Source organism: Streptomyces violaceus, from assembly GCF_036014075.1.
Taxonomy (GTDB): domain Bacteria; phylum Actinomycetota; class Actinomycetes; order Streptomycetales; family Streptomycetaceae; genus Streptomyces; species Streptomyces violaceus.
Genome location: NZ_CP107911.1, coordinates 6,000,889 through 6,014,346, shown reverse-complemented (window position 1 = coordinate 6,014,346; position 13,458 = coordinate 6,000,889). Strand labels below are relative to the sequence as shown.

General features: G+C 70.3%; 13 protein-coding genes and 2 tRNA genes. 2 read left to right on the top strand and 13 right to left on the bottom strand.

The genetic code is table 11. The features are described from left to right. Positions 1–77: 77 nt before the first annotated feature. From OG542_RS27110 to leuS, 3 genes are all read right to left on the bottom strand, one after another. Positions 78–923 carry a DegV family protein gene (locus tag OG542_RS27110; RefSeq protein ID WP_311125651.1) on the bottom strand — a complete coding sequence of 282 codons (846 nt, stop codon included), beginning with the start codon at positions 921–923 and terminating at the stop codon, positions 78–80. Between the two features lie 72 nt (positions 924–995). After that, complete coding sequence (locus OG542_RS27105; RefSeq protein ID WP_328414064.1) at positions 996–1,730, bottom strand: hypothetical protein; 735 nt, start codon at positions 1,728–1,730, stop codon at positions 996–998. A gap of 138 nt (positions 1,731–1,868) precedes the next feature. Continuing rightward, a complete protein-coding gene (leuS, locus tag OG542_RS27100; protein WP_328414062.1) occupies positions 1,869–4,757 on the bottom strand; it encodes a leucine--tRNA ligase in 2,889 nt (962 codons plus the stop codon). 465 nt (positions 4,758–5,222) lie between these two features. Between leuS and OG542_RS27095 the strand changes: the two genes are divergently transcribed. Together OG542_RS27095 and OG542_RS27090 are read left to right on the top strand one after the other, a co-directional pair. Beyond that, the gene (locus OG542_RS27095) at positions 5,223–6,488 is read left to right on the top strand and encodes a cytochrome b/b6 domain-containing protein (RefSeq protein ID WP_328414060.1); all 1,266 of its coding nucleotides are present in this window, start codon (positions 5,223–5,225) and stop codon (positions 6,486–6,488) included. Beyond that, complete coding sequence (locus tag OG542_RS27090) at positions 6,485–8,101, top strand: NADH-quinone oxidoreductase subunit NuoF family protein (protein ID WP_189723533.1); 1,617 nt, start codon at positions 6,485–6,487, stop codon at positions 8,099–8,101. Before OG542_RS27095 ends, OG542_RS27090 begins: the two co-directional genes overlap by 4 nt. A 114-nt stretch (positions 8,102–8,215) precedes the next feature. Here OG542_RS27090 and OG542_RS27085 read toward each other — a convergent pair. The 10 genes from OG542_RS27085 to OG542_RS27040 form a co-directional block, all read right to left on the bottom strand. After that, positions 8,216–8,288, bottom strand: a tRNA-Ala gene (locus tag OG542_RS27085). 129 nt (positions 8,289–8,417) lie between these two features. Further along, entirely contained in the window at positions 8,418–8,651 is a 234-nt protein-coding gene (locus OG542_RS27080) for a hypothetical protein (RefSeq protein ID WP_006136074.1), read from the bottom strand. 3 nt (positions 8,652–8,654) lie between these two features. Further along, positions 8,655–8,828, bottom strand: a complete 174-nt coding sequence (locus tag OG542_RS27075) for an IS1 family transposase (RefSeq protein WP_184592574.1) — start codon at positions 8,826–8,828, stop codon at positions 8,655–8,657. Between the two features lie 200 nt (positions 8,829–9,028). After that, positions 9,029–9,101: transfer RNA gene (locus OG542_RS27070), tRNA-Ala, on the bottom strand. 75 nt (positions 9,102–9,176) lie between these two features. Further along, positions 9,177–9,848 (bottom strand): histidine phosphatase family protein, encoded by a 672-nt coding sequence (locus tag OG542_RS27065; protein WP_193478453.1) that lies wholly within the window; start codon positions 9,846–9,848, stop codon positions 9,177–9,179. Next, complete coding sequence (gene rsfS, locus OG542_RS27060; protein WP_328414058.1) at positions 9,839–10,285, bottom strand: ribosome silencing factor; 447 nt, start codon at positions 10,283–10,285, stop codon at positions 9,839–9,841. Before rsfS ends, OG542_RS27065 begins: the two co-directional genes overlap by 10 nt. A 113-nt stretch (positions 10,286–10,398) precedes the next feature. Then, positions 10,399–12,099, bottom strand: a complete 1,701-nt coding sequence (locus OG542_RS27055) for an LCP family protein (protein ID WP_328414056.1) — start codon at positions 12,097–12,099, stop codon at positions 10,399–10,401. Positions 12,100–12,115: 16 nt separating this feature from the next. Beyond that, positions 12,116–12,880, bottom strand: coding sequence for a nicotinate-nucleotide adenylyltransferase (gene nadD, locus OG542_RS27050; protein ID WP_328414054.1), 765 nt, complete (start codon positions 12,878–12,880; stop codon positions 12,116–12,118). 85 nt (positions 12,881–12,965) lie between these two features. Then, positions 12,966–13,130, bottom strand: coding sequence for a hypothetical protein (locus OG542_RS27045; protein ID WP_184592582.1), 165 nt, complete (start codon positions 13,128–13,130; stop codon positions 12,966–12,968). A 165-nt stretch (positions 13,131–13,295) separates the two neighbouring features. Beyond that, the gene (locus OG542_RS27040; RefSeq protein WP_311125658.1) at positions 13,296–13,454 is read right to left on the bottom strand and encodes a hypothetical protein; all 159 of its coding nucleotides are present in this window, start codon (positions 13,452–13,454) and stop codon (positions 13,296–13,298) included. Positions 13,455–13,458 lie beyond the last annotated feature (4 nt).

Below are 13,458 nucleotides of genomic sequence, written 5' to 3'. Positions count from 1 at the left end.
GACAACCGCCCGGCTGTGGACAACTGCGCCACTCACACGGGTGATCGGAGCCGGTGCTCAAAGCCCCGCAGCAACGTTCACCGCGGCGAAACCACAACTCCCAGCAGCCCGGGCCCCGTATGCGCGCCGATCACCGCCCCGACCTCGCTGACATGCAGATCGGCCAGCCCGGTCAACCGCGTCCGCAGCCGGTCGGCGAGGGCCGACGCCCGGTCCGGGGCGGCGAGATGGTGGACGGCGACATCGACCTGCGCGCTGCCCGCCCGGTCGGCCGCGATCTCCTCGAGGCGGGCGATCGCCTTGGACGCGGTCCGCACTTTCTCCAGCGGTTCGATGCGGCCGTCGGCCAATTGCAGCAGCGGCTTCACCGCGAGCGCCGAGCCCAGCAGGGCTTGCGCGGCGCCGATACGGCCGCCGCGGCGCAGGTAGTCGAGGGTGTCGACGTAGAAGTAGGCGGACGTGCCGGCGGCCCTCTTCTCCGCGGCCGTGACGGCCTCGTCCACCGTGCCGCCCGACTCCGCGGTCTCGGCGGCGGAGAGCGCGCAGAATCCGAGCGCCATCGCGATCATGCCGGTGTCCACCACCCGCACCGGCACCGGCGCCTGCCGGGCGGCCACGACGGCCGCGTCGTAGGTGCCGGAGAGTTCGGCGGAGAGGTGGAGGGAGACGATGCCGGTGGCGCCGGACTCGGCGACCTTGCGGTACGTCTCCTCGAAGACGGCGGGGCTCGGCCGCGAGGTGGTCACCGGGCGCCGCTTCTGCAAAGCCTGGGCGAGAGCGCGGGTCGAGATCTCGGTGCCCTCTTCGAGCGCCCGGTCACCGAGGACCACCGTCAGGGGTACCGCTGTGATGCCGTGGCGCTCCATCGTCCGGGCCGGCAGGTAGGCCGTTGAATCGGTGACGATCGCGACATGGCGGGACATGAGCTGGAGGTTACCTGCCGTAGTGCCCGTGCGGCAGCCCGGCCCCTGTGCCCCGTGGCGCGAGTGGCCGGATCAAGTGGTGCTCTCGGGGCGGGCCTTCTTCTGCCAGGAGTAGGTGGGGCGCGGTCCCGGCGGGGTGATGGCGGGCCGTGCCGACTCCTGCTCGGGGCTCGGCTGCGGGGTTTCCGGCCAGGTCTGCCCGGCTGTGGCGGCATCGGCGGCGGGCGCTTCGGGCCACGGCTGCGAGGCGGGCTCGCCCTCCGGCGTCGTCCAATGCCGCAGCGCCCCGGCCTCCACGTCGATCTGGGCGCTGAGGGTGTCCAGGTCGTCTTCGGCGAAGCGGCGGGACCGGTCTCGGGCCGCCCAGCGCAGAGCGTCCGCGGACTGCGTGATGCGCTCGGTGCGCTCGCGCAGCCCGGGCAGCCGTTCGGTCAGCGCACCGCGGTCCGGCTCGGCCTCCAGGCGCTTCAGCTCGGCGTCCAGCTCGTGGCCGTGCGCGCTGAGCCGCTCGAAGAGGCCGATGGACTCCTTCAGGGACGCGTCCTCGGCGACGGCCGCCTGCAGCGCGTCCTGGGTGGCACGCATCGAGGTGCGCAGTCTCAGCCGGAGCTGGGCGAGTTCACCCGCCGCGCCGGGCTGGGCGAAGGACTTGGCCCGCAGCGTGTGGTCCTCGACGGTGCGGCGGGCCTGGGTGAGACCGCGGTCCACACCGCGCTTGGCGGCACCGACCACCTTCACCGTCGCGTAGACGCCGAGCCCGAGAAAGAGCACGAAAAGCAGGGCGAATACTGCGATCACTGCTTCCACCGGCTCCTCCTCAGGACATCGCGGCACACCTCACGTCGCTCTTCAACGGTAAACGCAACAGGCAGGTCCGGAGTTCCGGAAGAACCCCGAACCTGCCCGTAGGGGAGCACCCCGATGGAGGCCTGTCAGGCCCCGCGCCTACGCCGGGACGATGTTCACCAGCTTCGGTGCCCGCACGATCACCTTCCGGATCCCGGCCCCGCCCAGCGCGGCGACGACCTTCTCGTCCGCCAGCGCGATCTTCTCCAGCTCGTCGTCGGAGATGGCCGGCGAGACTTCCAGCCGCGCCTTGACCTTGCCCTTGATCTGCACGACGCACGTCACGGTCTCGTCGACCACGTACTGCGGGTCGGCCACCGGGAAGTCGTGGTGCACCACCGAGTCGGCGTGCCCCAGCCTGCGCCACAGCTCCTCGGCGACGTGCGGGGCCAGCGGGGCGATCATCAGCACCAGGGCCTCCGCGACCGGACGCGGGACGGCACCGCCCGCCTTGGTCAGGTGGTTGTTCAGCTCGGTGACCTTGGCGATGGCGGTGTTGAACCGCATGCCCTCCAGGTCACCGCGCACCCCGTCGATCGCCTTGTGCAGGGCGCGCAGCGTCTCCGCGTCGATGTCGGCCTCCTCCGCGTCGACGACGGTCACCTCGCCGGTCGCCTCGTCGACGATGTTGCGCCACAGCCGCTGCAGCAGCCGGAACTGGCCCACCACCGCGCGTGTGTCCCACGGCCGGGAGACGTCCAGCGGGCCCATGGCCATCTCGTACAGGCGCAGCGTGTCGGCTCCGTACTCGGCGCAGATCTCGTCCGGAGTGACCGCGTTCTTCAGGGACTTGCCCATCTTGCCCAGCAGCCGGGAGACCTTCTCGCCGTGGTACCAGTACGCGCCGTCGCGCTCCTCCACCTCGGCGGCCGGCACCGCGATGCCGCGGCTGTCGCGGTAGACGTAGGCCTGGATCATGCCCTGGTTGAACAGCTTGTGGAACGGCTCGGCCGAGGAAACATGCCCCAGGTCGTACAGCACCTTGGACCAGAAGCGCGCGTACAGCAGGTGCAGTACGGCGTGCTCGGCACCGCCGACGTACAGGTCGACACCGCCGTGCGGCTGGCCCTCGCGCGGGCCCATCCAGTAGCGCTCGATCTCCGGGTCGACCAGCTTCTCGCTGTTGTGCGGGTCCAGGTAGCGCAGCTCGTACCAGCAGGAACCGGCCCAGTTGGGCATGGTGTTGGTCTCGCGGCGGAACTTGCGCGGACCACGGCCGTCACCCAGGTCCAGCGTGACGTTGACCCAGTCCTCGTTGCGGGACAGCGGCGTCTCGGGCTGGGTGTCGGCGTCGTCCGGGTCGAACGTGCGCGGCGAGTAGTCCTCGACCTCGGGCAGCTCCAGGGGCAGCATCGACTCGGGCAGCGCGTGGGCGATGCCGTCCTCGTCGTAGGCGATCGGGAAGGGCTCGCCCCAGTAGCGCTGGCGGCTGAACAGCCAGTCGCGCAGCCGGAAGTTTACGGTTCCCTCGCCGGTGCCGGACCGCTCCAGCCACTCGGTGATGCGCGCCTTGGCCTCGGCGACGCCCAGGCCGTCCAGGCTGACCTCGTCGTTCGACGAGTTGATGATCTTCGCGTCGTGCGACCCGAAGGCGTTCTCCCAGGTCGAGGTGTCCGTGCCACGGCCGTCGGTCGGCTCGACGACGCAGTGGATCGGCAGCTCGAAGGCGCGCGCGAACTCGAAGTCGCGCTGGTCGCCGGCGGGGACAGCCATGATCGCGCCGGTGCCGTAGCCCATCAGCACGTAGTCGGCGATGAAGACCGGGACCTGCTCGCCGTTGACCGGGTTGGTGGCGTACGCGCCGATGAAGACGCCGGTCTTGTCCTTGGCCTCGGCCTGCCGCTCCACGTCGGACTTCGAGGCGGCCTGCGCGCGGTAGGCGCTGACGGCCTCACCGGGGGCCGCGTGGCCGCCGGTCCACACCTCGTGGGTGCCCTCCGGCCAGGCCGCCGGGGTGAACTTCTCGACCAGCGGGTGCTCGGGGGCCAGCACCATGTAGGTGGCGCCGAACAGGGTGTCCGGGCGGGTGGTGAAGACGGTGATGCGCTCGCCGTCGATGGGGAAGTCGACGCGCGCGCCCTCGGAGCGGCCGATCCAGTTGCGCTGTTGCAGCTTGATGGCCTCGGGCCAGTCCAGCGCGTCCAGGTCGTCCAGCAGCCGGTCGGCGTAGGCGGTGATGCGCATGTTCCACTGGCGCAGCTTGGCCTTGAAGACCGGGAAGTTGCCGCGCTCGGAGCGGTTCTCGGAGGTGACCTCCTCGTTGGCCAGCACGGTGCCCAGCCCGGGGCACCAGTTGACCGGCGCGTCGGAGGCGTAGGCCAGCCGGAACTCGCCCAGGACGTCGGCCTGCTCGGCGGCGCTCAGCTCGCTCCACGCGCGCGTGTGGCCCGGAACGGGCCGCTCACCCGAGGCGAACAGCTCGATCAGCTCGGCGATGGGGCGGGCCCGCCCGGCGTCGTGGTCGTACCAGGAGTTGAAGATCTGCAGGAAGATCCACTGGGTCCACTTGTAGTAGTCCGGGTCGATCGTGGCGAACGACCGGCGCTTGTCGTGGCCCAGGCCCAGCCGGCGCAGCTGGGACTTCATGTTCTCCATGTTGGCCTCGGTGGACACGCGCGGGTGCGTGCCGGTCTGCACCGCGTACTGCTCGGCGGGCAGGCCGAAGGCGTCGAAGCCCAGGGTGTGCAGGACGTTGTGGCCGGTCATCCGCTGGAAGCGGGCGAACACGTCCGTGGCGATGTAGCCCAGGGGGTGACCGACATGCAGGCCCGCCCCGGAGGGGTACGGGAACATGTCCATGATGAACTTCTTGGGCTTGGCGACGGTCTCCGTCTCGCCCGCCAGGTCACCCTTCGGGTTGGGCGCGCCGTAGGTGTTGTCGACGTCCCAGATGTCCTGCCAGCGTGCCTCGATCTCGGCTGCCATGGCGGCCGTGTAGCGGTGCGGCGCCGCCACCTCGGCGGCGGCAGCGGGGTTCGTCTCGCTCATGATCCTCAAAGCTCCATCGATCGTCTCTGCCTGCGGCTGTGGGTTCGAGAAACGAAAAATCCCCTCGCACAGGAGGGGACGCCGCGCCGATTCCGGCCACTCGACTCGTCCGGTGGCCGGGACTGATCAGCGCGGCCCGCTAAGCAGAAGGCGTACGGCACGCATGGCGTTAGGGTACCGCAGGCCCCCAGCAAGCCGCGACGCGCTTCTGGAGGGCCGCTCGGTGCCCGAAAAGCTGAACCAGGGTCAAAGGTTACTTCGCGTAATAGTCACTAAGGGACATCACAACATCCATATTGTCCTTTGATAACAACGCAATAACTCAAACCTCGTACCCATCGGTATGGCTCCGCTTAGAGTGCGGCAGCGGGACCGCTTTCCCGAACCGCTCGGAGTTGCCCCCATGAACCCTCATCGCAGTAACACCTCGCTACCCCCGGTCGCCGGGATGTGGGGAGGCAGGCCGTGAACCCCTATGACTCCACTGCGGACGACTCGTTCGCCGAGTTCCTCAACTTCGGCGCCGGCGTGCTGTCCCTCGTGTGCCTCTCCTGCTCGGTGATCTGGGGGTTGGTCGCCCAGGACCGAGTCCTCCTCGACGCGCGCAGGCGCATCCTGGCGCAGGCCGTGCACCGGACCACGGCGGTCGCCTCGATCGTCTTCCTCCTGGTGCACATCGGGGTGAAGCTGGCGCTGTCCCACACCTCCTGGGTCGCCGCAGTGGTCCCCTTCGGGCTGCTCCTGACCGGTGAAGAGGCCGTCACGGGCAGGGCGTTCCTCATCGGCCTCGGCACCCTGGCCAGCATGCTCATGATCTTCGTGGGCGTCACCGGCGCACTGCGTAACCGCTTCGCCTCCCCCGCCCCCGTCGCCGCCCGCTGGCGGGCCATGCACATGCTGGCCTACCCGGCCTGGTGCGCCGCCCTGGTCCACGGGCTCTACGCGGGTCGCGCGGCCAAGCCGATCTTCGTCATCCTGTACTGCCTGTCCCTGGTCGCAGTGGCCGGCGCCCTCGCCCTGCGCGCCGCTCCGCGCCCGGTCAAGCGCAAGATCGCCGACAAGTTCGCCGGCCTCATAGGCCCCGGGGAGCCCGCGGCCCGCAGGGACCTGGAGGAGAGCCGGGCCCGGGCGACCGGCGGCGCCACGCTGCCCGGCTACGAGAGCCGGGACGCGCCCCGGGGGGCCGCGGCGTCCCCGTCGGGGCCGCTGTACGAGAAGGCGGAACGCCCCGCGGCAAAGGAGCCCGCCAACGGATTCGCGGCCGCCTACCGGGCCGTCTCGGGCCCTCCATCGGGCCAGCAGGCCTTCGCGCCGGGGCCGAGCACCCGCATGGAACTGCCGCTGGACATGCAGCCCACCGAGAGCATCCCGTTCGTGGACGGCCCCTCAAGCACCTCGGGCAACTGGCCGATCCCGTCCCCGCCCCCGGTCGGCGAGGCCCCGCCGTCGGCCTACGACCCCCTCCAGGACACAGGCTTCAACATCCCGCCCTACGACCCCCTCCAGGACACCGGACAAAGCATCCCGGCCTATGGCAATCCAGGCTCCTCCGGCTATGGATCGAGTGACGTGTACGACACGGGTGAGTCGAATGCCGCCTTCGACACGTACTACCCGAACGACACGTACAACAGCGGTCCCGCCACTGAAACACTGCCCGGTGCGTCCTACGACTTCGACGCACCGGGATCGGGCGAACCTTGGAACACGCCTTCCGGAGGCTTTAAGTGAACGAGGCTCTGCCCGACGTACCCGAAGTCCGTGTAGTCGGACTTCCTCAGCTCACGTCGGGCTTCGACCTTGTCGATCGGCTCGATCTGCCCATGCATCTGAAGGTGCACGGGCCGCTCGAGCCGATGGGCGGCGAGCAGCTCGCGCAACTCGCCGAACGCATCAACCTGAAGGGCCGCGGCGGCGCGGGCTTCCCCTTCCACAAAAAGCTGCGCTCGGTCGCCGAGTCGGCGATCAAGCGCGGCATCCGGCCGGTCGTCGTCGTGAACGGAAGCGAGGACGAGCCGGCCTGCCGCAAGGACACGGTGCTGATCAACCGTGCCCCGCATCTGATCCTGGACGGCGCGCTGCTGTGCGCGGAAGCTCTGGGTGCCCGCACGCTCGTGGTGGGGGTCACCCGTGAGTCGACACAGCGCTCCATGGAGGCCGCGCTCGCCGAACGCGGTCTCAACAACGGCCGCCGGTCGGCACTACGCGCGCGTGTGCAGCGCAACCCCGTCCGTATGGTCACCGGTGCCGCCGCGTCGCTGATCCGTTCGATCGACGGCGGCCCGGCCGTCCCTCCGGGCCGCAAGGTCAGCGCCTCGCAGAACGGCGTCGGCGGCGCCCCCACGCTGCTGTCCAACGCCGAGACCTTCGCCCAGCTGGCCATCGCCGCCCGCATCGGCCCGGAGCGCTACGGCAACACCGGCCTGTACGACGAGCCGGGCACCGTCATGCTCACGGTCTCCGGGGCGGTGGCCCGCCCCATGGTGATCGAGGTCCCGACGGGCGTGCCGCTGCGCTACGTCCTGCAGCTCGCCGGCGCACCGCCGGTGCCGCAGGGCGTGCTCACCGGCGGCTACCACGGCAAGTGGATCGACGCGGCGACGGTCAACGAGGCGATCGTCTCCCGCAACTCCCTGGACGCGGTGGGCGGCGCGCTCGGCGCCGGAGCGATCCTGCCGATCACTCAGGACACCTGCCCGCTGGGCGAGTCGCTGCGGGTCGCCCAGTGGCTGGCCGAGGAGAGCGCGGGGCAGTGCGGCCCCTGCTACCTCGGCCTGCCGGCCGCCGCACGCGGCTTGGAGGACATCCTCAACGGCGGCGGACCGGCCGCCCTGGAGGCGGTCAAGCAGGTCGCCAAGAACGTGAAGCGGCGCGGCGCGTGCTCGCACCCGGACGGCTCCGCGATGTTCCTCGAGTCGACCATCAAGGCGTTCACGGACGACCTGGCCGCCCATGTCCTCGGCAACGGCTGCGGCAGGCCCGTGGAGGGCGTTCTGCCGCTCTTCGAGGGTGGCAGGGCCCCTACGGGCATCCCGGGCGGCGGCGAGTCCGAGGAGAACGGCCCCAGCCGCCAGAAGATCTACGTCGACTGGACGCTGTGCCGGGGCCACGGCCTGTGCGCGGACATCCTCCCCGAGGTGTTCCAGCTCGGCGCCGACGGCTTCCCCACCGTGGCGCAGGCGCAGGTACCGCGGTACGCCGAGGCCAAGGCTCTACGCGCGGTGCGCCGCTGCCCGGCGCTGGCCCTGCGTCTGGAGGAGGACACCCGCTCCCAGGGCGCGCCGTCGTCCCGCAACCTCCCGGTCCTCTCCCAGGGCCGCGGACGGCGCGCTCTCGGCCGCTGAGAACCCGTACGGCGGGCCTCCCCTTTAGGGGCGGCCCGCCGTAGGCATGCTGACGTCACGGATACACGAAGAAGGCGGGCCATCCGATCGGATGGCCCGCCTTCTCATCTCTTGTGGAGCTAAGGAGAATTGAACTCCTGACCTCCTGCATGCCATGCAGGCGCTCTACCAACTGAGCTATAGCCCCGTGTGACGTTTCCGCCGGGTTTCCCTGGCGGCGACGCCAACATTACTGGTCCTCAGGGCCCAACACCAAATCGATTTCACCTCGTACAGAGATGCCCACGATGCCGGTTTTGTACCGACTGTGCGAGCCTCAGGCCGTGACGAACGAATAGAACCGTTTGAGCGTGCAGTGCTCCTCCAGAAGCCGGCCGTAGATCGGCTCGCCCTCCAGCTCGCGGTACGTCTCGATCGGGTCGCCCTTTATGATCAGCGCCCGCGCGCACTCCTCGCACCAGTACTGGTAGTCGGGATTGATCGGTTCCATGTCACGGACGATCGGAGTCCCGCTCCCGCACCAGTCGCACTTCCGCCTGTGTGCACCCATCGATCAGCTCCAGCTGTGGCCGCAGGCCGTGCACACGTAGGAGATCCCGCCGTTGTCGCCGAGCATCTGGGCCACATGCCCGGAACCGCAGGAAGGGCAGCTGAGGCGGGTGGACATCTGCCGTATCAACGCTGCTCCGAGGAGGTGGTCGACCTCCTCGAGGATGCTCGCAGGCATCGCTACTCCTCCCGTCGGGCCGCGCTCCCTTCCGGCCGTATGATTCTGCCACGGCCGGACCAATACGGTCAGCGACGCCTCAGCACCAGTCCGGACACGGCAGGCGTCGTGGCCGTAGAGGTATACGCCTCAGCAGGCTCGAGTGACTCAACCCGGGGCACGAAAAATCCCGCCCCCAGGACGGGAACGGGATCTTGACGTGGAGCTAAGGAGAATTGAACTCCTGACCTCCTGCATGCCATGCAGGCGCTCTACCAACTGAGCTATAGCCCCTCATGTTCCTTCCCCGCTGGCGGGGCGAACAAGAAGAACTTTAGCCTGCGACCTGCCGGAAAGTGAAATCCGAGGTCAGTCGTCGTCGCCGAGCACCGGTTCCGGCAGGGTGCCGGCGTTGTGCTCCAGCAGGCGCCAGCCGCGGGCGCCTTCGCCGAGGACGGACCAGCAGCAGTTGGAGAGCCCGCCGAGGCTCTCCCAGTCCCGGGGGTCCAGGCCGAGAAGGCGGCCGATGGTGGTCCGGATCGTGCCGCCGTGGCTGACCACGACGAGCGTGCCGTCCTCCGGGAGCTTCTCGGCGTTCCGGAGCACCACGGGAGCGGCGCGGTCGGCGACCTCGGTCTCCAGTTCGCCTCCGCCGCGGCGCACCGGCTCGCCGCGCTTCCACGCGGCGTACTCGTCGCCGTACCGGCTGATGATCTCCTCGTGCGTCAGGCCCTGCCAGACGCCCGCGTAGGTCTCGCGCAGGGCCTCGTCGTGGGTCACGTCGAGGCCGGTGAGCGCGGCGAGTTCGGCGGCCGTGTTCGCGGCCCGCTTCAGGTCGGAGGCGACGATCGTGTCCGGCTTCAGGGCGACCAGCAGCCGGGCGGCGCGGCGGGCCTGGGCGACGCCGGTCTCGGTGAGCTCGACGTCCGTGGTGCCCTGGAAGCGGCGCTCCACGTTCCACGAGGTCTGGCCGTGCCGCCAGAGGATGACGCGGCGGCCCCGGCCCGGCCTGCCGGCCTCACTGAAGGAACTCACCGCCAGTCTCCGTCCAGTTCCGCCGCCTCCTCGTCCGCCTGCAGCTTGGCGTGCTCCTCGGCCTTGCCTCGGGTGGCCTTGGCGTCCTCGGGCAGTTCGAGCTCGGGGCAGTCCTTCCAGAGCCGCTCCAGGGCGTAGAAGACGCGCTCCTCGCTGTGCTGGACGTGGACGACGATGTCGACGTAGTCGAGCAGGACCCAGCGGGCCTCGCGGTCGCCCTCGCGGCGCACCGGCTTGACGCCGAGTTCCTTCTGGAGCCGCTCCTCGATCTCGTCGACGATCGACTTGACCTGACGGTCGTTGGGAGCCGAGGCCAGCAGGAAGGCGTCCGTGATGGACAGCACGTCACTGACGTCGTAGGCGACGATGTCGTGCGCCAGCTTGTCGGCGGCCGCCTGGGCGGCGGTGATGATGAGCTCGTGAGAGCGGTCGGTCGCGGTCACTACAAGGCTTTCGATCGGCGGACACTTGCCACCAAGGGTCTCACGGACCGCCGTGGGCCCCCCACGTGATTACGGGGATCACGTGGGGGGCGGAGCCCTGCCTCCTGGTCTGACTACGGCTTGTAGTCCTGGCCGAGGACCACGGCGACGTCGGCGTTCGCGGAGATCTTGCCCTTGCCGACGGCGCTGGTGGGCAGCCCCAGGGTCTTGGCGACCTCGGCGGCGTTCGCCTTGTCGCCGGCGTCGGCGTAGACGACCTTGGACGTGGCCTGGGCGGCGCCGGCCGTGCCGCCCTCCAAGAAGGTGAAGCCGCCGTTGAGGAGCACGACGCGGGCCTTTTCCGTGTCGTCCTTCACACCGGTGGCGTTCTGGACGGAGACGCTGACTGCGGCGTCCTTGTCGGGGCTCTTGGCGGTGCCGCCGAGGACGCTCCTGACCACGCCCGCGCTCGCCTGGGCACTGAGCGTGCCGTCGTTCTGGACGGGCAGCAGGTCCGTCTTGAAGTCGCCGCCCTTGGCGAGGTCGGAGAGCCCGGCGAGGAAGGAGCCGAGGTCCTTGTCGGTCAGGGACGGGTCCAGGATCTGCGCGAGGGTCTGGATCGTGGTCGTCGCGGCCTGCGGGTCGGAGGACACCTTGCGCAGGACGCCCTGCATGACCTGTCCGAAGCGCTCCAGCTGGGCGTTCTGGGCCTCGCCGGGGGCGCGGTAGGTGGCGTAGGCGACGGCCATCTTGCCGCTGAGCGTCTGGTCCTGGCCCTTGTTGACCAGGGGGGCCGTGCCCTTCTTCTTGGCGCCGGGGTCGGGGACGTCGGTGTCGGTGTCGACGTCGACGTTGCCGACGAGGTCGACGAGGTTCTGCAGATAGGGGGTGTCCAGGCGCCAGGTGCCCTGGATGTCGGTGCCGAGGGCCGAGTCGAGCGCGGCGCGGGTGCCGTCGGAGCCGTCGTCCTCGACCGACTTCGCGAGTGTCGTCGTGGTGCCGTCGTCGCTGGTCAGAGCCAGGGAGTTGGGCACGAGGACGGTGGTGCCCCGCTTGGTGGTGGTGTTGTCCACGAGGAGGGCCGTGGAGGTGGCGCCGCCGTTGGTGTCGTGCAGGTGGACGACGATCACGTCGCGCTTCTGGGCGCCCGCCGCCGTCGCGGTTCCCGTCGTGGAGTCGTCGGAGGACAGGCTGGGCAGCTTCCCCGCGTACCCGAGGTAGCCGACGCCGCCGGCCGCGGCGAGCGCGAGGACGACGACCAGGGCGACGATCCGGCTGCGGGCGCGGCGCCGGGCCTCCTCACGGCGCTCGGTGCGGTTCTCGGTGAACTTCAGCCAGTCGATGACGTCTTCGGAGTTGCCGTCGGGCTCCTCGACGAAGGCGAACTGCTCGGTGTGGTACTCCGGTTCCGGCCGGCCGGGGGCCTCCTCGTCGGCCGGGCCCGCCTGCTGCGGGATGTGCGCGGTCTGCTCGGCGACGCGGGGCTGCTGGGCCGTGCCGGCGCCGGCCGCGTTCTGGCCGTAGGGATCGTGGGCCGCGGGGCCGCCCTGGTGGGTGCCGGTGGCGTACGGGTCGAAGGAGCCGTAGGAGGGGCCGGGCTGCTGCCGGCCGGTCCCGTAGTCGTACGACGGAGGCTGCTGCCCGGCCGTCGCGTACGGGTCGTAGCCGTAGCCCTGCTGCTGTCCCTGCTGCCCCTGCTGTCCCTGCTGGGCGTACGGGTCGTAGGTCTGGGTCTGCTGTGCCGGGACCTGGCGGTAGACAGGCCGGCCGTACTCGTCGTAGCCGACGAGCTCGTACTGGTCACCCGTGTACCCCGGGTCGTATCGGTCGTTCACCGGTGCCCCTCTCGGCTCACTCGCCGCGGTACAGCTCGCGCTTGTCGATGTAGCGCACGACTCCGTCCGGCACCAGATACCAGATCGGGTCGCCCTTGGCGACTCTCGCACGGCAGTCTGTGGAGGAGATGGCGAGGGCGGGGACCTCGACGAGGGAGACGCCGCCCTCCGGGAGCCCGGGGTCGTTCAGGTGGTGGCCCGGCCGGGTGACCCCGATGAAGTGCGCGAGGGAGATCAGCTCCTCGCTGTCCCGCCAGGTGAGGATCTGGGCGAGCGCGTCTGCGCCGGTGATGAAGAAGAGGTCCGTGTCCGGGTTGAGCGCGCGCAGGTCGCGCAGGGTGTCCACGGTGTAGGTGGCACCGCCGCGGTCGATGTCGATGCGGCTCACGGAGAACTGCGGGTTCTCGGCGGTCGCGATGACCGTCATCAGATAGCGGTCCTCGGCCGGGGAGACGCTGCGGTGGCTCTTCTGCCAGGGCTGGCCGGTCGGGACGAAGACCACCTCGTCGAGGTGGAACGCCGCGGCGACCTCGCTGGCCGCGACCAGGTGCCCGTGGTGGATCGGGTCGAAGGTGCCGCCCATGACGCCGAGGCGGCGCTTGCCCGGCCGCGACGGGCCGTCCCCGGGGCCGTCGGCGCCGCGGGGCTCCGAGGCGGCCTGGCGGGGCTCAGTGGCGGCACGGCGGGGCTCCGAGTGTCGCTCGGTGCCGCTCGCCGTGTCCTGTGCCGGGTCGCGCGGCGTCTCGTTCGCCGGACCGGTAGGCATGTCCTGCTCTCCCATGCGTGCAGACCCTACCGGCCCTGCCTGAGGGCTCCGGCCGCCCCCGTGATCCCCGGGATGCCCTGCGCGGGGCACCCTGCCGGGCTCAGCGGTCGCGGTTGAAGCGGGTGGTGATCCACAGCAGGAGCAGCAGGATGAAGAGGGCGGCGCCACCGGTGATGTAGGGGCTGAGGCTCTCGTGGTTTCCGCCGTGCTCCTCGCCCTCGGCGGCGAGGGTGACCAACTGGGCAGCGGTGCTGTGGAAGCTCATCTTCGGCAGGACCTATCGCGTGTGGGCGGCATAAAAGACGTCGGCTCATCGTAAGCGGGCGCCCCGAGCGCGATCACCCCGACTCCGCATGTTCGTGACGCGGAGGCGGCGCGTGCCGTCGCCGGACCCGGTCCCGGGGGCCCGGCGGGGAACCTTCCCGGTGCCTCAGTCGTCCTTCCGTCTGTAGCCACGCAGCAGGAACCACGCGGTCAGCGCACAGCCCAGGATCATCACGACGAGGACGATCCGGAGCATCCCCGGTCCCTGCCGCTCGGCGGCGCTCGCGGCCTCGGCGAGCCAGGTGGACGCGGGGTGGTGCTCCATGACG

Coding starts and splice junctions, on each gene's coding strand:
- OG542_RS27080 (WP_006136074.1), bottom strand. CDS start 8,651: ATGGGTGCACACAGGCGGAAGTGCGACTGGTGCGGGAGCGGGACTCCG.
- leuS (WP_328414062.1), bottom strand. CDS start 4,757: ATGAGCGAGACGAACCCCGCTGCCGCCGCCGAGGTGGCGGCGCCGCAC.
- OG542_RS27075 (WP_184592574.1), bottom strand. CDS start 8,828: ATGCCTGCGAGCATCCTCGAGGAGGTCGACCACCTCCTCGGAGCAGCG.
- OG542_RS27040 (WP_311125658.1), bottom strand. CDS start 13,454: ATGGAGCACCACCCCGCGTCCACCTGGCTCGCCGAGGCCGCGAGCGCC.
- OG542_RS27045 (WP_184592582.1), bottom strand. CDS start 13,130: ATGAGCTTCCACAGCACCGCTGCCCAGTTGGTCACCCTCGCCGCCGAG.
- OG542_RS27110 (WP_311125651.1), bottom strand. CDS start 923: ATGTCCCGCCATGTCGCGATCGTCACCGATTCAACGGCCTACCTGCCG.
- nadD (WP_328414054.1), bottom strand. CDS start 12,880: ATGGGAGAGCAGGACATGCCTACCGGTCCGGCGAACGAGACGCCGCGC.